At 54.7% G+C, this 25,930-nt stretch carries 22 protein-coding genes; 16 read left to right on the forward strand and 6 right to left on the reverse strand.

The annotated features are described in order from the left end of the window. Nucleotides 1–123 precede the first annotated feature (123 nt). Nucleotides 124–2,775 carry a phosphoenolpyruvate carboxylase gene (gene ppc, locus ACR6JA_RS19090; protein WP_213716123.1) on the forward strand — a complete coding sequence of 884 codons (2,652 nt, stop codon included), beginning with the start codon at nucleotides 124–126 and terminating at the stop codon, nucleotides 2,773–2,775. Between the two features lie 340 nt (nucleotides 2,776–3,115). Further along, on the forward strand, nucleotides 3,116–4,849 hold the full coding sequence (locus ACR6JA_RS19095) for a phosphoethanolamine transferase CptA (protein WP_494494284.1): 1,734 nt from the start codon (nucleotides 3,116–3,118) through the stop codon (nucleotides 4,847–4,849). A 69-nt stretch (nucleotides 4,850–4,918) separates the two neighbouring features. Here the strand turns inward: ACR6JA_RS19095 and metF are convergent, their stop codons facing one another. The 3 genes from metF to metB all read right to left on the reverse strand — a co-directional run bounded on the left by metF (nucleotide 4,919) and on the right by metB (nucleotide 9,635). Beyond that, entirely contained in the window at nucleotides 4,919–5,809 is an 891-nt protein-coding gene (gene metF / locus ACR6JA_RS19100) for a methylenetetrahydrofolate reductase (RefSeq protein WP_213716125.1), read from the reverse strand. A gap of 230 nt (nucleotides 5,810–6,039) precedes the next feature. After that, nucleotides 6,040–8,472: a bifunctional aspartate kinase/homoserine dehydrogenase II gene (locus tag ACR6JA_RS19105; RefSeq protein ID WP_213716126.1), complete on the reverse strand. Its 2,433-nt coding sequence runs from the start codon at nucleotides 8,470–8,472 to the stop codon at nucleotides 6,040–6,042. Nucleotides 8,473–8,474: 2 nt separating this feature from the next. After that, the gene (metB, locus tag ACR6JA_RS19110; RefSeq protein ID WP_039289182.1) at nucleotides 8,475–9,635 is read right to left on the reverse strand and encodes a cystathionine gamma-synthase; all 1,161 of its coding nucleotides are present in this window, start codon (nucleotides 9,633–9,635) and stop codon (nucleotides 8,475–8,477) included. Between the two features lie 276 nt (nucleotides 9,636–9,911). On the opposite strand from metB, the gene metJ reads away from it, so the two are divergent. Continuing rightward, a complete protein-coding gene (gene metJ / locus ACR6JA_RS19115) occupies nucleotides 9,912–10,229 on the forward strand; it encodes a met regulon transcriptional regulator MetJ (protein WP_008457553.1) in 318 nt (105 codons plus the stop codon). A gap of 105 nt (nucleotides 10,230–10,334) precedes the next feature. Here metJ and rpmE read toward each other — a convergent pair whose 3' ends face one another. Next, entirely contained in the window at nucleotides 10,335–10,550 is a 216-nt protein-coding gene (gene rpmE / locus ACR6JA_RS19120) for a 50S ribosomal protein L31 (protein ID WP_008457552.1), read from the reverse strand. A 207-nt stretch (nucleotides 10,551–10,757) separates the two neighbouring features. On the opposite strand from rpmE, the gene priA reads away from it, so the two are divergent. The 7 genes from priA to rraA all read left to right on the forward strand — a co-directional run bounded on the left by priA (nucleotide 10,758) and on the right by rraA (nucleotide 18,795). Continuing rightward, complete coding sequence (gene priA, locus ACR6JA_RS19125) at nucleotides 10,758–12,956, forward strand: primosomal protein N' (protein ID WP_494494285.1); 2,199 nt, start codon at nucleotides 10,758–10,760, stop codon at nucleotides 12,954–12,956. A gap of 161 nt (nucleotides 12,957–13,117) precedes the next feature. After that, complete coding sequence (gene cytR, locus ACR6JA_RS19130) at nucleotides 13,118–14,152, forward strand: DNA-binding transcriptional regulator CytR (RefSeq protein WP_008457548.1); 1,035 nt, start codon at nucleotides 13,118–13,120, stop codon at nucleotides 14,150–14,152. 89 nt (nucleotides 14,153–14,241) lie between these two features. Then, entirely contained in the window at nucleotides 14,242–15,246 is a 1,005-nt protein-coding gene (gene ftsN, locus ACR6JA_RS19135; protein WP_494494286.1) for a cell division protein FtsN, read from the forward strand. Nucleotides 15,247–15,335: 89 nt separating this feature from the next. Beyond that, a complete protein-coding gene (hslV, locus tag ACR6JA_RS19140) occupies nucleotides 15,336–15,866 on the forward strand; it encodes an ATP-dependent protease subunit HslV (RefSeq protein WP_008457544.1) in 531 nt (176 codons plus the stop codon). 9 nt (nucleotides 15,867–15,875) lie between these two features. After that, nucleotides 15,876–17,210 (forward strand): ATP-dependent protease ATPase subunit HslU, encoded by a 1,335-nt coding sequence (gene hslU / locus ACR6JA_RS19145; protein WP_008457542.1) that lies wholly within the window; start codon nucleotides 15,876–15,878, stop codon nucleotides 17,208–17,210. A 77-nt stretch (nucleotides 17,211–17,287) separates the two neighbouring features. Next, the gene (menA, locus tag ACR6JA_RS19150) at nucleotides 17,288–18,217 is read left to right on the forward strand and encodes a 1,4-dihydroxy-2-naphthoate polyprenyltransferase (protein WP_494494287.1); all 930 of its coding nucleotides are present in this window, start codon (nucleotides 17,288–17,290) and stop codon (nucleotides 18,215–18,217) included. 92 nt (nucleotides 18,218–18,309) lie between these two features. Then, on the forward strand, nucleotides 18,310–18,795 hold the full coding sequence (gene rraA, locus ACR6JA_RS19155; RefSeq protein WP_008457535.1) for a ribonuclease E activity regulator RraA: 486 nt from the start codon (nucleotides 18,310–18,312) through the stop codon (nucleotides 18,793–18,795). Between the two features lie 63 nt (nucleotides 18,796–18,858). Here rraA and zapB read toward each other — a convergent pair whose 3' ends face one another. Continuing rightward, nucleotides 18,859–19,098 carry a septal ring assembly protein ZapB gene (gene zapB / locus ACR6JA_RS19160; RefSeq protein ID WP_213716131.1) on the reverse strand — a complete coding sequence of 80 codons (240 nt, stop codon included), beginning with the start codon at nucleotides 19,096–19,098 and terminating at the stop codon, nucleotides 18,859–18,861. Between the two features lie 435 nt (nucleotides 19,099–19,533). On the opposite strand from zapB, the gene ACR6JA_RS19165 reads away from it, so the two are divergent. From ACR6JA_RS19165 to fpr, 4 genes are all read left to right on the forward strand, one after another. Then, nucleotides 19,534–20,388, forward strand: a complete 855-nt coding sequence (locus ACR6JA_RS19165) for an MIP/aquaporin family protein (RefSeq protein ID WP_008457530.1) — start codon at nucleotides 19,534–19,536, stop codon at nucleotides 20,386–20,388. Between the two features lie 21 nt (nucleotides 20,389–20,409). Beyond that, nucleotides 20,410–21,924 (forward strand): glycerol kinase GlpK, encoded by a 1,515-nt coding sequence (gene glpK, locus ACR6JA_RS19170; RefSeq protein ID WP_008457520.1) that lies wholly within the window; start codon nucleotides 20,410–20,412, stop codon nucleotides 21,922–21,924. Between the two features lie 106 nt (nucleotides 21,925–22,030). Beyond that, nucleotides 22,031–23,041, forward strand: coding sequence for a class II fructose-bisphosphatase (glpX, locus tag ACR6JA_RS19175; RefSeq protein WP_213716132.1), 1,011 nt, complete (start codon nucleotides 22,031–22,033; stop codon nucleotides 23,039–23,041). A 99-nt stretch (nucleotides 23,042–23,140) separates the two neighbouring features. Continuing rightward, nucleotides 23,141–23,887: a ferredoxin--NADP(+) reductase gene (gene fpr / locus ACR6JA_RS19180; protein WP_494494288.1), complete on the forward strand. Its 747-nt coding sequence runs from the start codon at nucleotides 23,141–23,143 to the stop codon at nucleotides 23,885–23,887. A 1-nt stretch (nucleotide 23,888) separates the two neighbouring features. Here the strand turns inward: fpr and ACR6JA_RS19185 are convergent, their stop codons facing one another. Continuing rightward, nucleotides 23,889–24,308, reverse strand: coding sequence for a DUF805 domain-containing protein (locus ACR6JA_RS19185; RefSeq protein WP_008457512.1), 420 nt, complete (start codon nucleotides 24,306–24,308; stop codon nucleotides 23,889–23,891). Nucleotides 24,309–24,425: 117 nt separating this feature from the next. Between ACR6JA_RS19185 and ACR6JA_RS19190 the strand changes: the two genes are divergently transcribed. Together ACR6JA_RS19190 and tpiA are read left to right on the forward strand one after the other, a co-directional pair. Then, complete coding sequence (locus ACR6JA_RS19190) at nucleotides 24,426–25,025, forward strand: DUF1454 family protein (RefSeq protein ID WP_213716169.1); 600 nt, start codon at nucleotides 24,426–24,428, stop codon at nucleotides 25,023–25,025. A gap of 108 nt (nucleotides 25,026–25,133) precedes the next feature. Beyond that, nucleotides 25,134–25,901 carry a triose-phosphate isomerase gene (tpiA, locus tag ACR6JA_RS19195; RefSeq protein ID WP_008457509.1) on the forward strand — a complete coding sequence of 256 codons (768 nt, stop codon included), beginning with the start codon at nucleotides 25,134–25,136 and terminating at the stop codon, nucleotides 25,899–25,901. Nucleotides 25,902–25,930: the final 29 nt, after the last annotated feature.

Here is a 25,930-nt window from a genome sequence, read left to right on the forward strand (position 1 = left end):
TTCCTCGTTTGCTGAAACGATTTCGTAGCAATTGACGAATGGTTTATGACGTGGCTTTATAAAAGGCGGTGTTGAACCTTCACGGGTGAAATTAAGTTACATAATAGATTGGGCTGGAGTCATATGAACGAACGCTATTCTGCTTTGCGAAGTAATGTCAGCATGCTCGGAAAACTGCTCGGAGATACCATCAAAGATGCGCTGGGAGAAAATATCCTCGACCGCGTAGAAACGATCCGTAAGTTATCCAAGTCCTCCCGCGCCGGTAATGAAGCCAATCGTCAGGAGCTGCTGAGCACGCTGCAGAACCTCTCAAATGATGAACTGCTCCCCGTCGCCCGCGCCTTTAGCCAGTTTCTTAATCTTGCCAACACCGCAGAGCAGTACCACAGCATCTCCGCGACGGGCGAAGCGGCCAGCAACCCGGAAGTCATCGCTAAAACGCTGCAAAAACTGAAAAGTCAGCCGGGAATCAGCGAAGCTGACATTCGGGCAGCCGTTGAGTCTCTCTCTCTGGAGCTGGTGCTCACCGCTCACCCTACCGAGATCACTCGCCGTACCCTGATTCATAAACTGGTCGAAGTGAACAGCTGTCTGAAGCAGCTCGACCACAGCGATCTCGCCGACTACGAGCGCAACCAAATCATGCGCCGCCTGCGTCAGCTGGTTGCTCAGGCATGGCATACCGACGAAATTCGTAAGCATCGCCCTTCCCCGGTCGACGAAGCCAAATGGGGCTTCGCGGTGGTAGAAAACAGTCTGTGGGAAGGGGTGCCAAACTACCTGCGTGAGCTTAACGAACAGCTCGAAGAGAATCTGAATTACAAACTGCCGGTGGACTTCGTCCCGGTACGCTTTACCTCCTGGATGGGCGGCGACCGCGACGGCAACCCGAACGTAACGTCTGAAATCACCCGTCACGTCCTGCTTCTCAGCCGCTGGAAAGCCACCGACCTGTTCCTGCGCGATATCGCGGTCCTGGTTTCCGAGCTGTCGATGGTGGAATGCACCGCGGAACTTAGCGAACTGGCAGGGCCGGATGCGGGCCAGGAACCTTACCGCCACATCATGAAAGGCCTGCGCCAGCAGCTGCTCTCCACCCAGGCCTGGCTTGAAGCCCGCCTGAAAGGCCAGCGTCTGCCGAAGCCGGAAGGTCTGCTCATTCAAAACGAGCAGCTTTGGGATCCGCTCTACGCCTGTTATCAATCCCTGCAGGCCTGCGGTATGGGCATCATCGCTAACGGGCAGTTGCTGGACACCCTGCGCCGCGTGAAATGCTTCGGCGTGCCGCTGGTACGCATTGATATTCGCCAGGAAAGCACCCGCCACAGCGAAGCGCTGGGCGAAATGACCCGCTATCTTGGCATCGGGGACTACGAAAGCTGGTCAGAGGCTGATAAACAAGCCTTCCTGATCCGCGAACTGAACTCCAAACGCCCTCTGCTGCCTCGCCAGTGGGAGCCAAGCGCTGACACTCAGGAAGTGCTGGAAACCTGCAAAGTGGTAGCCGAAGCGCCACGCGGTTCCATTGCTGCCTACGTTATTTCGATGGCCAAGACGCCGTCAGACGTGCTGGCAGTTCACCTGCTGCTGAAAGAAGCGGGCTGTACCTTCGCCCTGCCGGTTGCGCCGCTGTTTGAAACCCTCGACGACCTGAATAACGCCGACGACGTCATGACCCAGTTGCTGAATATCGACTGGTACCGTGGCTTTATCCAGGGCAAACAGATGGTGATGATTGGCTATTCCGACTCGGCGAAAGATGCTGGCGTGATGGCCGCATCCTGGGCGCAATATGAAGCACAAGATGCGCTGATCAAAACCTGTGAGAAAGCCGGTATCGCCCTGACGTTATTCCATGGGCGCGGCGGCTCCATTGGCCGTGGCGGTGCGCCAGCGCACGCAGCTCTGCTTTCTCAGCCACCAGGCAGCCTGAAAGGTGGCCTGCGCGTCACCGAGCAAGGTGAGATGATTCGCTTTAAATACGGCCTGCCAGAAATCACCATCAGCAGCCTGTCGCTCTACACCAGCGCGATCCTTGAAGCTAACCTGCTGCCGCCGCCAGAGCCGAAGAAAGAGTGGATTCAGATCATGAACTCACTTTCTGCGACGTCCTGCGAGATGTATCGCGGCTATATTCGCGAGAACAAAGACTTCGTGCCGTATTTCCGTTCCGCCACGCCGGAGCTGGAATTGGGCAAACTGCCGTTAGGCTCTCGCCCAGCTAAACGTCGTCCAAACGGCGGGGTCGAATCTTTACGTGCGATCCCGTGGATCTTCGCCTGGACCCAAAACCGCCTGATGCTGCCGGCCTGGCTGGGCGCAGGCGCGGCGCTGCAAAAGGTCGTGGAAGAAGGCAAGCAAAGCGAGCTGGAAACAATGTGCCGCGACTGGCCGTTCTTCTCCACTCGCCTTGGCATGCTGGAGATGGTGTTTGCCAAAGCCGACCTTTGGCTGGCGGAATACTACGATCAGCGCCTGGTGAAGCCAGAGCTGTGGAAACTGGGCAAACAGCTACGTGACCAGCTGGAAGCCGACATCAAAGTCGTGCTGGATATCGCCAACGACTCACACCTGATGGAAGATTTACCGTGGATTGCCGAGTCAATTACCCTGCGTAATATCTATACCGATCCGCTGAACGTCCTGCAGGCCGAACTGCTGCACCGCTCGCGCCAGTCGGAAGAGAAAGGCGAAGCGCCTGATGCCCGCGTAGAGCAAGCCCTGATGGTCACCATCGCCGGGGTTGCCGCCGGGATGCGTAATACCGGCTAAGATTTTTTAGCTTCGTCATTTCCCCCGCAAACGCGGGGGTTTTTATTTCTAACTAGTGAAAACGCTCATCGCCACTCAACGTGCTTAACACGTTTACTGCCCCCGCCATCTTCAACAAATAAACAACAAAAAACCAAAAGTATTGGCCGTATAAATATCCCCGGAACAAGCCTGAAATTACGCTGTCATTATTCCGACACATTTTCTATATTGTGCGCAAAAGTCACCCAGCAATGGGTGACTTTTTTCGTGAGTACAAGCCACCGTAGCGTTCATAACTAAGGCTTACTTAAGGTTTTCTCATTACGGTTAATGATAATTTAATAGCACAGGCAAGAGTATGCACTTCACATTGAAACAGTCTGAACGTAAGTTCAGCATTAAAGCCCTTGGATGGGTTTTACTCTACTTTTGGTATTTTTCCTCGGTTTTGCAGATTGCCATCTTAACAACAGGCTACAGCGGTACAACGGGGCTGCGTGACTCCTTACTGTTTAGCTCTCTGTGGTTTATTCCTGTATTTCTGTTTCCACAGCGTACGCGCATTATTGCCGCCTTTATTGGCGTTATCCTTTGGGCAGCCTCAATCGCCGCCCTGGGTTACTACGTCGTCTACGGGCAGGAGTTCTCGCAAAGCGTTCTGTTTGTGATGTTTGAAACAAACGCCAACGAGGCCAGCGAATACCTGAGTCAGTATTTCAGCCTGAAGCTGCTGCTCATTGCGGTTGCCTATACGCTGGGTGCCATCTTTCTTTGGACACGTCTGCGCCCGGTTTATATTCCAAACCCGTGGCGCTGGTTGGTTTCCTTCGCCATCCTGTTCGGCCTGGTGCTCAATCCGGTGGGTAAAGAGTGGCTTATCAACAAACGCAGCATTGGCGAATCCTTCTCCAGTATTTCTTATCGCCTTGAGCCTGCGGCCCCCTGGCAGTTTATCGTCGCCTATACCGAATATCGCCAGCAGTTGGACAGCCTGAATAACCTGCTAACGTCCAACAATGCGCTGCCGCCGTTGGCTAACCTGAAAGACGCCTCCGGTAATGCGCCACGCACTTTGGTACTGGTTATTGGAGAGTCAACGCAGCGTGGCCGCATGAGCCTGTACGGCTATCACCGCCAGACAACGCCAGAGCTGGATGAGCTGCATAAAACTGACCCGCAAATGACGGTGTTTAATGACGTCGTCACTTCACGTCCTTACACCATTGAAATTCTGCAGCAGGCGCTGACGTTTGCAGACGAGAAAGATCCGGACCTCTACCTGACTAAGCCTTCGCTGATGAACCTGATGAAGCAGGCCGGGTACAAAACCTTCTGGATCACTAACCAGCAGACCATGACCGAACGCAACACCATGCTGGCCGTATTCTCGAAGCAGACTGACAAACAATATTATATGAACCAGCAGCGTACCCAGAGCGCGCGCGAATACGACACGAACGTCCTCGCGCCGTTTAAAGAGGTTCTGGCCGACCCTGCACCGAAAAAATTCATTATTGTGCACCTGCTCGGCACGCATATTCGTTATGACTTCCGCTACCCGGAAAACTGGAACAAGTTTGATGGTAAGACGGACGATTTACCGGCTGGATTAACCAAAGATCAGCAAGAATCCTACAACAGTTACGATAACGCCAACCTGTTTAACGACCACGTGGTTTCCACGCTGATCAAAGACTACAAGGCCAGCGATCCTAACGGCTTCCTGCTCTATTTCTCTGACCACGGGGAAGAGGTTTACGACACACCGCCGCATCAGACCCAGGGGCGTAACGAAAACAAACCTACGCGTCATATGTACACCATCCCGTTCATCGTCTGGACGTCACCGACCTGGCAGCAGGCCCACCCGCGTGACTTCTCGGGAGATATAAACCGCAAATACAGCAGCTCAGAACTGATTCATACCTGGTCTGATTTAGCCGGTTTAAGCTATGACGGCTACGACGCAACACAGGCCATCACCAGCCCGCAGTTTGTCGAAGCGACCCGCTGGATTGGTAACCCGTATGATAAAAATGCGCTGCGGGATTACGATTCACTGCCTTACGGCGATAGCGGCAGTAATCAGTAACGCTTTTAGCCCATAAAGTAAAAAGCCCCGCTCACAGTTGAACGGGGCTTTTTTATGTGAAATCAATGCCTACAGCTTGGGTCGAACGCCTAAAGTGTGGCAGATCGCATAGCTCATTTCCGCCCGGTTCAGCGTGTAGAAGTGGAAATCCTTCACGCCTTCCCGGCTCAGGATTTTCACCATATCCATGGCAATGTTCGCGCCCACCAACTGACGGGTTTCGGCATCGTTATCCAGGCCTTCAAACATTTGCGCCATCCACGACGGAATACGCACGTTAGTCATATCGGCAAATTTCTTCGCCTGCCGGAAGTTTGAGACAGGCAGAATACCCGGGATTATCTCGACATCAATGCCTGTGGCCGCACAGCGATCGCGGAAGCGAAGATAGCTTTCAACATCAAAGAAGAATTGAGTAATCGCGCGGTTAGCGCCGGCTTCAATTTTACGGCGCAGGCTGAGTAAATCCGCTTGGGCGCTTTTGGCTTCGGGATGGACTTCCGGATAGGCCGCAACGGAAATATCAAAGTCGCCTACTTCCTTGAGCAGCCCCACCAGGTCAGAAGCATACATATCCGGCTTACCACTGCCAGGCGGTAGATCACCACGCAATGCAACGATATGTCGGATGCCGTTGTTCCAGTAGTCCTGCGCAATCGCCCGCAGTTCATCTCGCGTTGCATCGACACAGGTCAGATGCGGGGCTGCTTCAAGGCCGGTACGCTCTTTGATGCCTTTGATGATGCTGTGGGTACGGTCACGCTCGCCGGAGTTCGCCCCGTAGGTCACGGAAACAAACGTTGGCTTCAGGATGCTTAGCCTGTCGATAGACTTCCACAGGGTTTGTTCCATTTCACTGCTGCGCGGCGGGAAAAACTCAAAGGAAACATGAATATGCCCGGCCACTTCGGCCAGACTCTGGTTCAGCGCTTCCCGCTGATTCGCGTGAAAAAAGCTCATACCCTTACCTCGTCAATCGCATCGTTATCGTGTGGTGGCGTTTTATTGCTATCCAGACGTTTAGACGTCCAGATAGCAAGATGACCGAAAAGGCGAGAGTCGTCAATGAAAATGTCACCACAAAATGTGGAGGAATTCTCACACAAGATGAATTTTTTTCAGGAGGAACGGAGAAAGGGACATGCAGGAAAACGCACTCTCTTCCAAAGAAAGAGAGTGCGGGAAAGAAACTACAGCAGTTGTGCCAGGCGGTTCAGATCGGACTGAATGGCCCCGGCAGTAACATCGCGCCCGGCGCCAGGCCCGCGGATCACCAGCGGGTTGTCACGGTACCAGCGGCTTTCAATCGCGAAGACGTTGTCACACGGCAGCAGAGCGGCAAGCGGATGCTCTGCCCGCACGGCTTCAACCCCCACGCGCGCCTTGCCGTTCGCATCAAACCGGGCCACATAACGCAGCACCAGCCCCATCTCCTGGGCAGCCTCGAGCCGCTGCAGCATTTGCTCGTTCAGCTCATCACCGTTTTCAAAGAAATTGTCAATGGAGCCGCCTTCACACCCTGCAGGCACCAGAGATTCCACGCGAACCTGATCCGGCTCGATGTCATAACCCGCCTCACGGGCCAGGATCACCAGCTTACGCATGACGTCTTTACCGGACAGGTCCACGCGCGGATCTGGCTCGGTTAGCCCCTGTTGCCAGGCCTGATCAACCAGTTCAGTAAACGGCACTGTGCCGTCAAACTGCAGGAACAGCCATGAAAGCGTCCCCGAGAAAATACCGCTGATAGCCAGAATAGCATCGCCGCTGTCGCGCAGGTCGCGAACCGTATGGTTAACCGGCAGCCCTGCGCCCACCGTGGCGTTATACAGCCAGTGCCGGCCCGTTTTCTCAAACGCATCACGAATCTGGCGATACTTTTGGCCGTTCCCTGCGCCGGCAAGCTTATTGGCGCTGATCACATGGAAGCCATGGCTGGCGAAGTCCAGGTATTGATCGGCGAGCTGCTCGCTGGCGGTCACGTCCAGTACCACTAAATCATCATACGGATGAGCCCGCATCCACAGGAACAGCGACTCTTCATCCTGCTGAACAGCCTCATCATTGAAGAAGGCCAACGCGCGACTGGCATCCAGACCGTCGTAATTCAGCAAGCTACGGCTGCTGTCCACCACGCCAGCCAGCACAAATTCGAATCCGGTACGGGCGGAGAGAATTTCCTGTTCGCGGGCAAACAGTTCAAGCCAGCGGGAACCGATGTTGCCTTTGCCGAACAGCATCAGACCGATACGCTTCTCCGCACGAAACAGCGACTTGTGTAGCCCCTGAATCAGGCTTTCCGTTGGGCCTACGCGCAGCACGGCCACCAGGCTAATGCCGTCTTCCGACTGCCAGATAAACTCCACGGGATGATCTTTCAACTGCTGCCAGAAACGGTGGCTATGCAGCGGGTTACGGCAAACGCCGGCCCCGACCATTGCCACCAACGCCAGGCCTTCACGCAGACGAAGCTCGCCCTGCAGGCTGGCATTCTGGAGAAGTTGCAGCACGCTGTTGGCGACTTCCGAGGTGTAGCAAAGCTGCAGCAAATTACGATCGGGATGCACGCCAATCGACAGCGGACGCACCTGACCGCGCTTGAGGGTCATATCCAGCTCTTTTTGCGCCAGCTTGAAATCCTGATGCGACGGCACCTGATATTCGATCAGGCAAACATCGTCGTGACTGGTGACAATCCGGGCCCCCGTGCCGGACGCCAGAACGCGCTCAATACGGGTCGAACCTTGCTCTGGCGAATAGCTGCAGCGCAGTTGCAGGTCGATATCGCTGCCGGATACGGGCTGTAGTGTACGAGCATGCAGCACCGGCGCGGCAAGACGAGCCAGCTCGCTGGCTTCATCCAGACGCAGCAGAGGCAACAGGCAGGCATCTTTCACTTTACGCGGATCCGCGCTGTAAACCCCGGCCACGTCGCTCCAGATAGTGACGCGAGAAACGCCAGCCAGCGCACCAATCTGCGTCGCTGAATAGTCAGAACCGTTACGCCCGAGCAGAACGGTTTCACCCGCTTCATTGCTGCAGATAAAACCGGTCACAACCAGACGTTTATTCGGGTGTTGGGCAAGCAAGTTTTGCAGCAGCGGCCAGGAACGGCCTTCGTCAACCTGTGGCTGGGCCGCACGTTCAGCACGCATAAAATCGCGGGCGTCCAGCCAGGCGGCTTCAACGCCCTGCTGATTCAGCACCGCAGCCATCAAACGCGCCGACCAGACTTCCCCGTGACCAACAACCTCTGCATAAACGGCATCGGTCATTTTACCGTCCAGCAGAACAGCAAGGCGCTCAAGGTCGTGGATAAACCCGGCAATCAGGCCATCCGCCACTTCCGGCGGCAGTAAACCGCTAATAAGGTCGCTCTGGTAGCGGCGCAGAGTTTGCTGCACCTGATGCGCGGAAAGCCTGTCGCTCTGGCTCAGCTTGAGCCAGTTAATCAACTGGTTAGTGGTACTGCCGGCGGCCGAAACCACCATCATGTCACCCGGTCTGGAATATTCGGTCATGATACCCGCCACGCGCAGGTAACATTTCACATCGGCAAGACTGCTGCCCCCAAACTTGTGCAGTTGACGAACCGGCGTCCCTGCTGGTGCTGAAACACTCATGCTTACCCCTCGGCAGCGACCCGGAAGGCATTTTCCAGATCGGCAATTAAATCTTCACTATCTTCTATACCTGTTGAAACGCGTAGCAGCGTCTCAGAAATGCCGGCGGCAGCTCGTGCCTCCGGTGCCATGCCCGCATGGGTCATGGTTGCGGCGTGAGAAATCAAGCTTTCCACGCCCCCCAGCGATTCCGCCAGGGTAAACAGCGACAGCGCCCCCAGGAAACGACGCAGCGTTTGCTCGTCACCATCCAGCTCAAAGCTCAGCATCGCGCCAAACCCTTTTTGCTGACGGGCGGCAATCTCGTGGCCCTGGTTTTCCGGCAGTGAAGGATGATACAGCTTTTTCACCAACGGTTGCTGCTTGAGAAACTCAACAATGGCCTGAGCATTACGTTGAGCCACTTCCATACGCGGCGACAGAGTGCGCAGGCCACGCAACAGCAAGTAGCTGTCAAATGCGCTGCCAGTGACGCCAATGTTATTCGCCCACCATGCCAGTTCGGTGACCGTGGCCGGATCTTTTGCAATAACAACGCCCGCAACCACATCCGAATGGCCGTTGAGGTACTTGGTGCAAGAGTGCAGAACCAGATCGGCCCCCAGCGCCAGCGGGTTTTGCAGTGCCGGGCTTAGGAAGGTGTTATCCACCACGCTAATCGCACCCGCTTCACGCGCTGCGGCACAGATTTTCGCAATATCCACGACGCGCAACAATGGATTACTTGGACTTTCTACCAGTACCAGCTTTGGTTTTTCCGCCAGCGCAGAGTTTAAAGCCTCTTCATCATTCTGATCGACGAATAAAACGCGGTAAGCCCCACGTTTTGCCAGACTATCGAACAGGCGGTAGCTGCCCCCATAGCAGTCGTGAGGCGCCACCAGCAGGTCGCCAGGTTTAAGGAATACGGTGGTGACCAGATGAATGGCCGACATGCCGGTATTGGTCATTACTGCCCCAGCCCCGCCTTCCAGCTCCGCTAACGCCCGCTGTACTACGTCGCGCGTTGGGTTACCCCGGCGTGAATAATCATGGGCACGCGGTTCATTAAAGCCGGTAAAGTTATAGGTGCTGGACAGGTGGATAGGTGGAACGACGCAGCCGTATTGCTCGTCATCATTCAAACCGCTACGAACTGCGATGGTTGCCTGTTTACGCGTCATGGTGTGCCCGATCCTTGCTGGTCGAATAAAAGTCAGGCCTCAGAGTAAACAACCGCAGTATAGACGTCAATACATCTGGACATCTAAACCTCTTTGCGTATAGATTGAGCAAAAGGCAAATAGCCGTTAAAATTATGCGTTTTAGAGTGTATATGTCTGAGTTTCGTGCTCAGGAAAGGGTTATCCTGTGCTGTACACTAAAAGAGATAATCGTCAACGCCGCGGATTTACCCGGCTTTGGCACGTTTTCATAGATTAAGAGGATTAAGGTATCTCATGGCTGAATGGAGCGGCGAATATATCAGCCCCTACGCTGAGCACGGTAAGAAGAGTGAACAAGTAAAGAAAATTACGGTTTCCATTCCTCTGAAAGTGTTGAAGATCCTCACCGACGAGCGCACGCGTCGCCAGGTGAATAACCTGCGTCATGCGACCAACAGTGAATTGCTGTGTGAAGCTTTTTTGCACGCCTTCACCGGCCAGCCGCTGCCGAACGATGCTGACCTGCGTAAAGAGCGCAGTGATGAAATCCCGGAAGATGCGAAGGTCATTATGCGTGAACTGGGGATCGATCCGGATACGTGGGAATATTAAGATCTGGTGTTAAGGCGTCTGCGGGCGCCTTTTCTTATTGCGTTACCGGATAACAGACACAAAAAAGGCGCCTTCAGGCGCCTTTCTCTTTCCAGAGTGCGAAACTTATTTTTTCGCGCCTGGTACGCTGAAGCGCTTGTTGAAGCGATCAACACGGCCGCCGGTAGCAACATCACGCTGTTTACCAGTGTAGAACGGGTGGCACTGACCACATACGTCCAGGTTCAGATCGTGACCTACGGTGGAGCGGATCTTGATAACATTACCGCAAGAGCAGTTTGCAGTAATTTCTTCGTATTTAGGATGGATATCTTTTTTCATGGTAAACCTCGGTAAAGGCCGCGTCGCTCTTCCAGCCCTAACGCCAGACACCACGCGATGTTAATAAATTAGGTTTTTTTGATACCAAAACTGCGCATCAAAGGCGGCGAATCATACAGAAATTGCTCACCCGGTGCAAACTGATCCGCAATTTTGCAAGCGCACAGTGTACACTAATACGTCATTTTTTTCAGCCTGGATGCTTTCATGCCCGTAGCCCACGTTGCTCTGCCGGTTCCGCTGGCCCGTACCTTCGACTATCTGCTGCCAGAAGGCGTGCAGGTTAGCGCAGGCTGCCGCGTACAGGTGCCGTTTGGCAAGCAACGCGAAGCTGTCGGTATCGTCATGTCGGTCAGCCAGTCGAGCGATCTGCCGCTGGAAAAACTCAAGCCCGTTGGCGAAGTTCTCGATGGGCGCTCGCTGTTCACGCCGTCACTCTGGCGCGTGCTGCTGTGGGCTGCGGAGTATTATCATCACCCGATTGGCGAAGTGCTCTTTCACGCTCTGCCAATTCTTCTTCGCCAGGGGAAACCTGCGCACCATGCTCCGCTCTGGTACTGGTTTGCTACGGAAGAAGGAAAAGCCGTTGATCTGAACAGTCTCAAACGCGCGCCTAAACAACAGCAGGCACTGGCGGCGCTGCGGCAAAATATCGTCTGCCGGCATCAAATCGGCGAGCTGGAAATCAGTGAGCCGGGGTTACAGGCGCTGAGAACAAAAGGCTTGTGTGATTTAAAAAGCGCGGCGCCTGAGGAAGAAGACTGGCGGGCAAGCTATGCCGTTGCCGGTGAGCGGCTGAGACTGAATACGGAACAGGCCACCGCCGTGGGGGCTATCCATAGCGAATCTGACCATTTCTCCGCCTGGCTGCTCGCCGGCATCACCGGCTCCGGCAAAACTGAGGTTTACCTCAGTGTGCTTGAAAATGTGCTGGCGCAGGGCAAGCAGGCTTTAGTGCTGGTGCCCGAAATTGGTCTGACTCCGCAAACTATCGCCCGCTTCCGGGAGCGTTTTAACGCGCCGGTTGAAGTCCTGCACTCCGGGCTGAATGACAGTGAAAGGCTCAGCGTGTGGCTAAAAGCACGGAGCGGTGAGGCGGCCATCGTCATTGGGACCCGTTCTTCTCTGTTCACGCCGTTCTGCCGTCTCGGCGTCATTGTCATCGATGAGGAACATGACAGCTCCTATAAACAGCAGGAAGGCTGGCGCTATCACGCTCGCGATTTAGCCGTTTACCGGGCGCATGCTGAAAACATTCCGATCATTCTCGGCTCGGCAACGCCAGCATTAGAAACTCTGCACAATGTTCAGGTGGGAAAATATCGCCAGCTACGCCTGACTAAACGTGCTGGAAACGCACGCCCGGCTCACCAGCAGGTTGTTGACCTGAAAGGGCAGCAGCTCAAAGCCGGCTTAGCCCCTGCACTGCTCAAAAAGATAGGCGAGCATCTTGCCGCAGATAACCAGGTGATCCTTTTCCTTAACCGCCGCGGCTTCGCACCTGCCCTGCTCTGCCACGAATGCGGCTGGATTGCGGAATGCGCACGGTGCGATCATTACTACACGCTGCACCAGGGCCAGCGCCATCTGCGTTGCCACCATTGCGACAGCCAGCGCGCGATCCCGCAGCAGTGCCCGCAGTGCGGCTCCACGCATCTGGTTCCGGTGGGAATGGGGACCGAACAACTTGAACACAGCCTTGAGCCGCTGTTCCCGAACGTACCGATTTCCCGCATCGACCGCGATACCACCAGCCGCAAAGGCGCACTGGAACAGCAGTTGGCCGAAGTGCACCGGGGCGGCGCGAGAATTCTTATCGGCACACAAATGCTGGCTAAAGGGCACCACTTCCCTGATGTCACGCTGGTCGCCTTACTCGACGTAGACGGCGCGCTTTTCTCCGCAGATTTCCGTGCCGCCGAACGCTTTGCCCAGCTCTACGTCCAGGTTTCTGGTCGAGCGGGGCGAGCCGGTAAGCAAGGTGAAGTCCTGCTGCAAACGCACCATCCTGAACACCCTTTGCTGCAAACTCTGCTGACCAAAGGCTACGATGCGTTTTCAAGCCAGGCATTGAGCGAGCGCCAAACGGTATTTTTGCCGCCGTACACCAGCCATGTATTGATTCGGGCCGAAGATCAGAACAACCACCAGGCCCCGCTATTTTTGCAGCAGTTGCGTAATCTGCTGGAGGCCAGCCCGCTGCGCGATGAGCAGCTCTGGATCATGGGGCCAGTCCCCTCGCTGCAGCCCAAACGCGGCGGGCGTTTTCGCTGGCAAATATTGTTGCAGCATCCATCGCGCGGGCGCCTGCAAAAACTGGTCAGCCATTCACTCACGCTGATCAACACGCTCCCCGAAGCCCGGAAAGTAAAATGGATGCTGGATGTCGACCCTATCGACGGGTAGCACAATCGGGCTGGTTATGCGAAGCCGATCGAAAAATCTAATACTCATCACATTTCTTGTGAAAAATTTGTAACCGCTTACAGCCAACTTCTGCTAAGAATGTGATGACTGTCAGACACACAGGAGTGTTGACGATAGCGGCGTGCATGTGAGGAGAAGAAGTGAAGCCGAAGAAACCGGTGGTGAATGCCACCATGAAAGATGTCGCCGTGCAGGCAAAAGTGTCTACTGCAACGGTATCCCGCGCCTTAATGAACCCGGACAAAGTTTCACAAAGTACCCGTAATCGCGTGGAACAGGCGGCGATTGAAGTGGGGTATTTGCCTCATTCTCTGGGGCGTAACATCAAACGCAGCGAATCACGCACTATTCTGGTCATCGTGCCGGATATCTGCGATCCGTTTTTCAGCGAAATCATCCGCGGTATTGAAGTTACCGCAGCTTCACACGGCTATCTCGTGCTGATTGGCGATTGCGCCCACCAAAATCAGCAGGAAAAAACCTTCATCGACCTGATCATCACCAAACAAATTGATGGCATGCTGCTGCTGGGCTCACGCCTGCCGTTTGACGCCAGCAAAGAAGAGCAACGCAATCTGCCGCCGATGGTCATGGCCAATGAGTTTGCCCCTGAGCTGGAACTGCCCACGGTGCATATCGACAATCTGACCGCCGCCTTTAACGCCGTTTACTATCTGCAAGAGCTCGGGCATCAGCGCATTGCCTGTATTGCCGGGCCTGAAGAAATGCCGCTTTGCCATTATCGCTTACAGGGATACGTTCAGGCACTTCGCCGCAATGGCATCGTCGTCGATCCTCACTATATTGCGCGCGGTGATTTTACCTATGAAGCAGGCGCCGCAGCGCTGGCACAGCTTATTGCCCTGCCCGAACCCCCAACCGCCATTTTCTGCCATAGCGACGTGATGGCGCTAGGGGCGCTGTCTCAGGCAAAGCGCAGCGGGCTTAAAGTCCCGGAAGATTTATCGATTATGGGCTTCGACGATATTGCCCTGTCGCAGTTCTGTGACCCGCCCCTCACCACCGTCGCACAACCCCGTTTCGATATTGGTAAGGAAGCTATGCTGCTATTGCTGGACAACATGAACGGCCAAAACGTTAACAGCGGCTCACGCCTGCTGGACTGCGATCTTATTGAGCGAGGCAGCACTGCCGCGCCCGGCAGCAGAAATTGAGCCGTTTTTAAGACTGCATAAACTGGTCAAAGCCCCGCCCCTTAAGTAACATGGCGGACTGATAAACGAATAAAGACAGCGAAACGATAGTGGCACAACGAGATTATGTAAGCCGCGGGCAATCGGCAGGGACGCGGCGCAAAAAAAGTACACCCCGCAAAAAGCAACGTAGTCTGCCCTCCGTCTCTCCAACGATGGTTGCCATTGCGGCCGCAGTCGTGGTGGCCTTTGTCGGCGCTCTTTACTTTATTACTCACCATAAGAAAGAAGAGATTGACGCGCTCCCTGGCCACAAAGTGACCGGCAATGGCTTGCCGCCAAAACCGGAAGAGCGCTGGCGTTACATTAAAGAGCTGGAAAACCGCCAGCCTGGCGTACGTGCGCCTACCGAACCTACCGCCGGCGGCGAAGTCATGAACCAAAGCCAGCTAACCAACGAACAGCGCCAGTTGCTGGAGCAAATGCAGGCGGATATGCGCCAGCAGCCTACGCAGCTGAATGAAGTCCCGTGGAATGAGCAAACCCCTGCCCAGCGCCAGCAAACGCTGCAGCGCCAGAAACAGATTGTGCAGCAAACTCAGCCTGTGCAACAGCAGCAGTGGAACACGCAGACGCAGCAGCCTCGCGTTCAGCAGCGTGTAGCGGAACAGCCATACCAGCAGCCAAAAACTGTGCCGCAGCAACAGCCGAAAACCTCTACGGCAAATAATCAGCAGCCGTATCAGGATCTGCTGCAAACGCCACCACACAGCCAGCAAAAAGCGCCACAGCAAACCAAACCGGTTCAGCGTGAAGCTCAGCCTGCACCAATTACGCGTGAGCCAGAAGTGGCTAAGCAGACTCCTGCTGCTCAGGAGAAAAAAGATGAAAAACGCTGGATGGTGCAGTGTGGTTCATTTAAAGGTAGCGAACAGGCGGAAACCGTTCGTGCTCAGCTGGCGTTTGAAGGCTTTGACTCCCGCATTACCACCAATAACGGCTGGAACCGCGTCGTCATTGGGCCAATCAAAGGTAAAGAGAATGCCGATGGCACTATCAATCGGCTGAAGATGGCTGGACATACCAGCTGTATTCGTCTTGCCGCCGGGGGTTGAAACCCCAGAATTGCCCCCCATTTATAATGGCATTAGGCCCTGCGCACCGCGCAGGGCTCCTGTTTAGCTGATGCAAAAGGGGTCCGATCGTGACAACAATAGTAAGTGTACGTCGTAACGGCCATGTGGTTATTGCCGGAGATGGTCAGGCCACGCTGGGTAACACCGTCATGAAAGGTAACGTCAAAAAAGTACGTCGCCTGTACAACGATAAAGTGATCGCGGGTTTTGCCGGCGGTACTGCGGATGCCTTCACGCTGTTCGAACTGTTTGAGCGCAAACTGGAAATGCATCAGGGTCACCTGGTGAAAGCCGCCGTTGAGCTGGCGAAAGACTGGCGTACCGACCGCATGCTGCGCAAGCTTGAAGCGCTGCTGGCCGTGGCCGACGAAAGCGCGTCGCTGATCATCACCGGTAACGGCGATGTCATCCAGCCTGAAAACGATCTGATTGCCATTGGCTCCGGCGGCCCGTACGCCCAGGCCGCAGCCCGTGCCCTTCTGGAAAATACCGAAATGGGCGCGCGCGATATCGCTGTGAAAGCGTTGGATATTGCAGGTGATATCTGCGTTTATACCAACCACTTCCATACCATCGAAGAATTACCGTCTAAAGCGTAAGGATCTCCCATGTCTGAAATGACCCCACGCGAAATTGTTAGCGAGCTGAATAAACACATTATCGGCCAGGACAACGCTAAGCGCTCCGTCGCTATCGCCTTACGTAACCGCTGGCGCCGTATGCAGCTTGATGAAGAGCTGCGCCATGAAGTTACCCCTAAAAACATTTTGATGATCGGCCCAACCGGCGTGGGTAAAACCGAAATTGCCCGCCGCCTGGCAAAACTGGCCAACGCGCCGTTCATCAAAGTTGAAGCGACCAAATTCACTGAAGTCGGCTATGTGGGTAAAGAAGTGGACTCCATTATCCGCGATCTGACCGATGCTGCAGTCAAAATGGTACGCATGCAGTCTATCGAGAAGAACCGCTACCGCGCTGAAGAAATGGCCGAAGAGCGTATTCTCGACGTGCTGATCCCACCGGCGAAGAACAACTGGGGTCAGGCGGAAGCCCAGCAGGAACCTTCTGCGGCTCGCCAGTCGTTCCGCAAGAAACTGCGCGAAGGCCAACTGGATGATAAAGAGATTGAAATCGATCTCGCCGCTGCGCCGATGGGCGTAGAAATTATGGCTCCTCCTGGCATGGAAGAGATGACCAGCCAGCTACAGTCCATGTTCCAGAACCTGGGCGGCCAGAAGCAAAAACCACGCAAGCTGAAAATCAAAGATGCGATGAAGCTGCTGGTGGAAGAAGAAGCGGCGAAGCTGGTGAACCCGGAAGAGCTGAAGCAGGACGCCATCGACGCAGTTGAACAGCACGGGATCGTGTTTATCGACGAAATCGACAAAATTTGTAAGCGCGGCGGCAACAGTTCCGGCCCGGATGTGTCCCGCGAAGGCGTACAGCGTGACCTGCTGCCGCTGGTAGAAGGCTGCACCGTATCCACCAAGCACGGCATGGTAAAAACTGACCACATTCTGTTTATCGCGTCCGGCGCATTCCAGGTTGCCAGCCCGTCAGACCTGATTCCTGAGCTGCAGGGGCGTTTGCCTATCCGCGTTGAGCTGCAGGCGCTGACCGTGGACGATTTCGAGCGTATCCTGACCGAACCTAACGCCTCCGTGACCGTACAGTACAAAGCGCTGATGGCAACCGAAGGCGTGAACATCGACTTTACCGAGGACGGTATTCGTCGTATTGCTCAGGCTGCCTGGCAGGTAAACGAATCTACCGAAAACATCGGGGCGCGTCGCCTTCACACCGTGCTTGAACGTCTGATGGAAGATATCTCCTATGACGCCAGCGAGTTAGATGGTCAGTCCATCCTGATCGATGCCGAATACGTCGGTAAACATCTGGATGAGCTGGTTGCAGATGAAGACCTGAGCCGTTTTATCCTATAATCCGGCTAACGCATTTTCTTCATTTGAAATGGAGGGCTTATGCCCTCCATTTTTTTATCTAAACTGGCAACCAAATAATGAGCGATTCGCAACCTACAAGTGTCACCCAGGCCTGGCTGGAAAGCCTTCGCCCACGCACGCTGCCTCTGGCGTTTGCTTCAATCGTCTGCGGTTCGGCCCTGACTTACTGGCAAGGTGTCTTTGACCCGGCTGTGGCGCTGCTGGCGCTTCTGACCGCCGGACTTTTGCAGATCCTGTCGAACCTCGCCAATGACTATGGCGACGCGGTCAAAGGCAGCGACAAAGAAGACCGTCTCGGGCCACTACGCGGGATGCAAAAAGGAATGATTACTCAGGCGCAGATGAAACGTGCGCTGGTCATCACCGTCATCCTCATTTGTTTGTCGGGTCTGTCGCTGGTCGCCCTTGCCTGCCATACCTTCTCCGATTTCATGGGCTTCTTGCTACTTGGGCTGCTGTCTATCGTCGCCGCCATTACCTACACCGTCGGTACCCGTCCTTATGGCTACATGGGGCTGGGAGATATCTCAGTGCTGGTGTTCTTCGGCTGGATTAGCGTGGCGGGCACCTGGTATCTGCAGGCTAATTCGCTGGCGGCGCTGGTGATTCTGCCGGCCACGGCATGTGGATTACTCGCCACCGCAGTGCTGAATATCAATAACCTGCGTGATATCGATAGCGATCGTGAGAACGGTAAAAATACCCTTGCTGTACGTCTTGGGCCAATTGTTGCGCGCCGCTATCATGCCGCTCTGCTCATCGGGGCTTTGGTCTGTCTCGCCCTGTTTAACCTTATCTGGCTCAAGAGCCTGTGGGGATGGTTATTTGTTCTGGCCACGCCGCTGCTGCTCAAGCAGGTTGCCTACGTCCTGCGGGAGCAAGATCCCGTGGCGATGCGCCCGATGCTGGAACGCACCGTCAAAGTCGCGTTGCTGACGAATCTGCTGTTTGCTCTGGGCGTCGTCCTCAGTACCATTGTGTGGTGACTGACAAATATCAATTAACAATTGATGATTTTGCCAACAGTTAACAGAACGCGATATACTGACAACTCCTGCAGCAAATGAACCTTAATCCTATGAAATACGATACTTCTGAGCTTTGTGACATCTACCAGGAAGAGGTCAACGTCGTTGAGCCGTTGTTCTCCAACTTTGGTGGCCGCTCGTCATTTGGTGGGCAAATCATCACGGTGAAATGTTTCGAGGACAACGGGTTGCTGTACGATCTGCTCGAAGAGAATGGCCGTGGGCGAGTCCTGCTGGTAGACGGCGGTGGTTCAGTACGGCGCGCGCTGATTGATGCTGAACTGGCTCGTCTTGCGCTGCAAAACGAGTGGGAAGGCATTGTGGTTTACGGCGCGGTGCGTCAGGTGGATGACCTGGAAGAGCTGGACATTGGCATCCAGGCGATTGCCGCCATCCCGGCTGGCTCCGCGGGAGAAGGCATCGGCGAAAGCGATGTGCGCGTCAATTTTGGTGGCGTGACCTTCTTCTCAGGCGACCATCTGTATGCCGATAACACCGGCATCATTCTCTCCGAAGATCCGCTGGACATTGAGTAATCCGGTCGATGAATAGCAAAACGGGCGCCTGAGGCGCCCGTTCTTTTTTGTCGGAAGCAGGAATTACACTTCTTCCATTTTGCCCAGCAGCGCGTGTAAACGCTCCTGCCAGACGTGCTGTTGTTCTTTCAGGCTGCTGTTTTCACGCACCAGCTCTTCATGGTGGCTTTGCGCCTGCTGAACTTCCTGAGCCAGACCGTTATTTTTCTCTTTCAGCTCTTCGATTTCCATCTGTAACAACGTAATCGTGTCAACCGCCTGCTGAACTTTTGCTTCCAGTTTCTCAAACACTTCAAATGACATTTCGAACTCTCCTGAATGGCAAGGCGTTGATGGATGGCTATCCTCGTCCCGATTCTACGGCGACGCCTTTATGAACGTATGCACAACACGTAGCGTAACTCGATTGTAAGTAGCCCGGATGCCCGTGTCCAGCGGCTTACCGCGCTCTTTGCGTAACATGACGTTTTTCAGCCTATGCTGAAAGCCAGGGTTCACGGCCGATTCGAATTGTTAAAAAACACGTTAACGAAACGCGTAATTCCCCCTTCTTTCCCATGAGGCACCGCTCATTTTTTAGCGCGAAAACGCTCATTTTCTTGACGCACCACGCACATTTTAAGTTCGATATTTCTCGTTTGTGCTCGTTAACGATAAATTAACACCATGCCTACATGGCATAAAGGTGACAAGGATGCTCGACAACAATAATCATCAATTTGCCTTCAGGACCCCACTATGAGTCAGACCGCTACAACAACCTTAAAAGGCCAGTGCATCGCCGAATTCATGGGTACCGCGTTGTTGATCTTCTTCGGTGTGGGATGTGTTGCTGCATTGAAAGTGGCCGGTGCCACGTTCGGGCAGTGGGAAATCAGCATCATCTGGGGCTTAGGGGTGGCAATGGCCATCTATATGACCGCAGGGGTTTCCGGCGCACATCTTAACCCGGCAGTAACGATCGCACTCTGGCTGTTCGCTTGTTTTGACGGACGCAAAGTCGTGCCGTTTATTATTTCACAGTTCCTTGGCGCATTCTGCGCCGCCGCGTTGGTTTATGGCTTATATTACAATCTGTTCCTCGACTACGAACAAACGCACCATATGGTGCGCGGCAGCGTAGAAAGCCTGGATTTGGCGGGCATCTTCTCCACCTATCCGAACCCACACATTAACTTCGTCCAGGCATTCGCCGTAGAAATGGTGATCACTGCCATTCTGATGGGCGTCATTCTGGCGCTGACCGACGATGGCAACGGCGTGCCGCGTGGCCCACTGGCTCCGCTGCTGATTGGCCTGCTGATTGCGGTGATCGGCGCGTCCATGGGACCACTGACCGGGTTTGCGATGAACCCAGCGCGTGACCTTGGGCCGAAGACCTTTGCGTGGCTGGCTGGCTGGGGCGACGTCGCCTTCACCGGCGGGAAAGATATTCCTTACTTCCTGGTGCCGCTGTTTGCGCCTATTCTCGGCGCTTCCCTCGGCGCATTCGGCTACCGTAAATTGATTGGTCGCCACCTGCCATGCGACGTCTGCGTTGTCGAAGAAGACAAGCCGGACAGCAAGGTGACCTCTCAGCAAAAAGCACTGTAATACTGACTTCAGGACTTGATTATGACTACAGAAAAAAAGTACATCGTCGCTCTCGACCAGGGAACAACCAGCTCGCGTGCCGTCGTCCTGGATCATGACGCCAACATCATTAGCGTTGCACAGCGTGAGTTTGAGCAAATCTATCCTAAGCCAGGCTGGGTAGAGCATGACCCGATGGAAATCTGGGCCACCCAAAGCTCCACGCTGGTAGAAGTGCTGGCGAAAGCCGACATCAACTCCGACGAAATCGCGGCCATCGGCATCACCAACCAGCGTGAAACCACAGTAGTTTGGGAGCGTGAAACCGGTAAGCCAATTTACAACGCTATCGTCTGGCAGTGCCGCCGTACCGCTGATATCTGTGAAGAGTTGAAGCGCAACGGCATGGAAGAATACGTGCGTCACAACACCGGCCTCGTGGTGGATCCGTACTTCTCCGGCACTAAAGTTAAATGGATCCTCGACCACGTCGAAGGCTCCCGCGAGCGTGCTCGCCGTGGTGAACTGCTGTTCGGTACCGTGGATACCTGGCTCATCTGGAAGATGACTCAGGGGCGTGTACACGTCACCGACTACACCAACGCTTCTCGTACCATGCTGTTTAACATCCACGAGCTGGACTGGGATGACCGCATGCTGGAAGCGCTGGATATTCCTCGCGCTATGCTGCCGGAAGTGCGCAAGTCTTCCGAAGTCTATGGCCAGACCAACATCGGCGGTAAGGGCGGCACGCGTATTCCTATTGCCGGGATCGCGGGTGACCAGCAGGCCGCGCTGTTTGGCCAGCTGTGCGTGAAAGAAGGGATGGCGAAGAACACCTACGGAACCGGCTGCTTTATGCTGATGAACACCGGTGAGAAAGCCGTGGCCTCCACCAATGGTCTGCTGACGACTATCGCCTGCGGCCCGAAAGGTGAAGTGAACTACGCGCTGGAAGGCGCCGTATTCATGGCGGGGGCATCCATTCAGTGGCTGCGTGACGAAATGAAGCTGATTGGCGATGCGTTCGACTCCGAGTACTTCGCCAACAAGGTGAAGGATACCAACGGCGTCTACGTTGTGCCTGCGTTCACCGGCCTCGGCGCACCTTACTGGGACCCGTATGCACGTGGGGCTATTTTCGGCCTGACCCGCGGCGTGAACTCTAACCACATCATTCGCGCCACCCTGGAATCAATCGCCTACCAGACCCGTGACGTGCTGGAAGCAATGCAGGCAGACTCCGGTATTCGTCTGCACGCGCTGCGCGTGGACGGCGGTGCGGTAGCCAATAACTTCCTGATGCAGTTCCAGTCCGACATTCTGGGTACCCGTGTTGAGCGTCCTGAAGTTCGCGAAGTCACTGCGTTGGGTGCGGCTTACCTGGCCGGTCTGGCCGTGGGCTTCTGGCAGAACCTCGATGAGCTGCAGGAGAAATCCGTCATCGAGAAAGAGTTCCGCCCTGGTATCGAAACCACCGAGCGTAATTACCGCTACGCCGGCTGGCAGAAGGCGGTTAAACGCGCCCTTGCCTGGGAAGATCACGAAGAGAAGTAATCCCTACAAGGCCCCTGAAAAGGGGCCTTTCAGTCTCTGCCTTTCCCGCCCCTTTCCTCGCCTGTGCTAAACTCCCCGGCAATTCTGTTTGCTAAATGAGTCTGCTATGAAACGAGAACTTGCCATCGAATTTTCCCGCGTGACCGAAGCCGCCGCCCTTGCTGGCTACAAATGGCTTGGCCGCGGCGATAAAAATGTCGCCGACGGCGCAGCGGTAAACGCCATGCGTATCGTCCTTAACCAGATCAATATCGACGGTGAGATCGTCATTGGCGAAGGCGAAATTGACGAAGCGCCGATGCTCTACATTGGTGAAAAAGTCGGGACAGGGAAAGGCGACGCGGTAGATATTGCCGTTGACCCCATCGAAGGTACGCGCATGACGGCGATGGGCCAGGCCAACGCTCTGGCTGTGCTCGCGGTGGGAGATAAAGGCACGTTCCTCAATGCGCCCGATATGTATATGGAAAAACTGATTGTTGGGCCTGGAGCCAAAGGCGTCATCGACCTTAATCTCAGCCTCGAGGACAATCTTCACCGCATCGCCGCTGCGCTGGAAAAACCGCTTAGCGAATTGACCGTAACCATTCTGGCCAAGCCACGTCACGACGAAACGATCAAAGAGATGCAAAAGCTTGGCGTGCGCGTGTTCGCTATTCCCGATGGCGACGTAGCGGCTTCTATTTTGACCTGCATGCCGGACAGCGAAGTGGATGTCCTCTACGGCATCGGCGGTGCGCCGGAAGGTGTGGTTTCAGCGGCAGTAATCCGCGCGCTGGACGGCGACATGCAGGGCCGCCTGCTGGCTCGCCACCACGTAAAAGGCGACAGCGAAGAGAATCGCCGCATCGGCGAACAGGAACTGGCGCGCTGCAAAGCAATGGGCATTGAGGCTGAACGCGTGCTGAAGCTCGATGAAATGGCGCGTAACGACAACGTTATTTTCTCCGCTACCGGCATCACCAAAGGCGATCTGCTGGAAGGGATCACCCGTAAAGGCAATATGGCCACCACGGAGACGCTGCTGATTCGCGGTAAATCCCGTACGATCCGCCGCATTCAGTCTATTCATTATCTCGATCGTAAAGATACCGAGGTACAGAAGCATATTCTGTAACGTTTCTCGTTTGTTGGTTCGAGCTTTCCGGCTCGTTTGGGCTGGAAATGCTGCCACATTCTGGTGAAGATAGGTAAAAAGCAACGACGGGAGTTCAACATGGCGGAGTGGGTTACAGGTAAAGTTACCAGAATTCAAAACTGGACGGATTCTCTCTTCAGCCTGACGGTTCATGCGCCAGTGCATGCGTTTACCGCCGGGCAATTTACCAAGCTTGGGCTGGAAATTGACGGCGAACGCGTACAGCGCGCCTACTCCTACGTGAATGCCCCCAGTAATCCCGATCTCGAGTTCTATCTGGTCACCGTTCCCGAAGGGAAACTCAGCCCACGTCTGCATGCGCTCAAGCCTGGCGATGAAGTGCAGCTGGTAAGCGAAGCCGCCGGGTTCTTTGTGCTGGAAGAAATTCCTGAGTGCAAAACACTCTGGATGCTGGCGACCGGCACCGCGCTGGGGCCTTATCTTTCAATCCTGCAGGAAGGCAAAGACCTTGAACGTTTTGAGAATATCGTGCTGCTCCATGCGGTCCGCTATGCCAATGATTTAAGCTATCTGCCGCTGATGCTTGAACTACAAGAACGCTACCAGGGCAAACTGCGTATTCAAACCGTGGTCAGCCGCGAAACGGTCACAGGTTCGCTCACCGGGCGTGTTCCGGCGCTGATAGAAAGCGGTGAGCTGGAGGCCGCCGTTGGTTTACCGATGGATATTGAAACCAGCCATGTGATGCTATGCGGTAACCCACAAATGGTGCGTGACACGCAACAGCTCTTGAAAGATACCCGGCAGATGGCCAAACATCTGCGCCGCAGGCCTGGCCACATGACCGCCGAGCATTACTGGTAAATCAGCGGAATTTAACTTCGCTGGTCTCTTTCCCGAAACGGTTTTCACCCTGGGTGCCAACAAAAGCGCCCAGGTCCATCAGCACCATGACGAAAATCAGCGTCGGGATAAAACGCCCCAATCCCCACTGCCACAAGGTGCCAAAGGTTTCCCAGTTTCCCGCCACCAGCAGCCAGGCAGGAATAAAGAGCAACGCCCACCAGCCTTTTTTATCCCTGTCATGCAGGCGCTTCACAATCACCGCCGCAGTTGGAATCAGCGAGCCGGTGAGGAAGAAGCCCGCCGTGGAATACGGCATGATTTCGGCCCCGGCCAGGGTAAACAGAATAATCAGCCCGACTATCCACGCGCCGATCCAAATCCAAAAATCGCGGCGTCCAATACGCCCTTTAAAAGAGAACAACCATTGCTGTATGGTCATGGGTAAGGTCCTTATTATTTTATCGCGGCGTAGTGTACCCTGGTCACCGCCCGTTTTGACAAGCCAACGGATTGCCGATTTAATCGGGATGATGAACCCATCAGGAGAAGTGTGTCGATGAAATACCTGCTGCCTGCCCTCGTGCTGCTGGCGCTGCCTTTGGCGGTGAGCCGGGCAGATCCTGCGTCAGACGCAGTTTCTCAGCTTCCGGCGGCGCCTTATCTGCTGCCTGGCGCACCCACTTTCGATCTGACCATTACCCAGTTTCGTGGCAAATTTGATATTGATAATCCGTCGCTGCCGCTGAACGAATTTCGCTCCGTGGAGAAGAGCCGCGACAAAGCCAATCTGACTCGCGCCGCTACCAAGATCAACGAAAACCTTTATGCTTCTGTGGCACTGGAACTCGGCACCCTAAAAATTAAGTCGATGCAGATAACCTGGCTACCCATTCAGGGGCCGGAGCAAAAAGCCGCCCGTGGCAAAGCGCTGGAATACATGGCCGCGATCATCCGCAGCTTCACGCCAACGCTTTCCAAAGCGCAAAGCCAGCAGAAGCTGACCAAACTGCTCAGCGACGGCAAAAATAAACGCTATTTCGCGCAGAACGACGGTGCTATTCGCTATGTCGTGGCAGATAACGGTGAAAAGGGGCTAACTTTCGCCGTTGAACCGATTAAGCTAACGCTATCTGAGACGCTAAACAGCGGCGAATAAATGACAAAAAGCAAAGCCTTTCGCCCGCCGACTCTCTATACTGTTTCACAGACCAAGCTGCCCGACGGGCAGTGATTCTTTTTATTGCTTACCGCGTGGAGAATTAAAATGCGACATCCTTTAGTGATGGGTAACTGGAAACTGAACGGCAGCAAACACATGGTTAACGAGCTTGTTGCTAACCTGCGTAAAGAGCTGTCTGGCGTGGAAGGCTGCGGCGTGGCTATCGCCCCACCAACCATGTACCTGGACCTGGCGAAACACGCTGCTTCCGGTAGCCACATCATTCTTGGCGCGCAGAACGTAGACGTTAACCTGTCCGGCGCGTTTACCGGTGAAGTTTCTGCAGAGATGCTGAAAGATATCGGGGCTAAATACATCATCATCGGTCACTCTGAGCGTCGTACCTATCACGCTGAGTCTGATGAGTTCATCGCTAAGAAATTCGCCGTGCTGAAAGCAGCAGGCCTGGTGCCAGTTCTGTGCATCGGTGAAAGCGAAGCTGAAAACGAAGCGGGTAAAACCGAAGAAGTTTGTGCACGCCAGATCGACGCCGTGCTGAAAACTCAGGGCGCAGCAGCATTCGAAGGTGCGGTAATCGCTTACGAACCAATCTGGGCTATCGGTACCGGTAAATCTGCAACCCCAGCTCAGGCACAGGCGGTACACAAATTTATCCGTGACCACATTGCTAAAGCTGACGCGAAAGTGGCTGAGCAAGTGATCATCCAGTACGGCGGTTCCGTTAACGATAAAAACGCAGCAGAGCTGTTTGCTCAGCCGGACATCGACGGCGCGCTGGTTGGCGGTGCATCCCTGAAAGCTGACGCTTTCGCGGTGATCGTTAAAGCAGCAGCTGAAGCGAAAAAAGCGTAATTACGCGAATAATATTGATGAACGGCTCC

The sequence above is a fragment of the Cedecea sp. B1(4) genome (assembly GCF_059414925.1).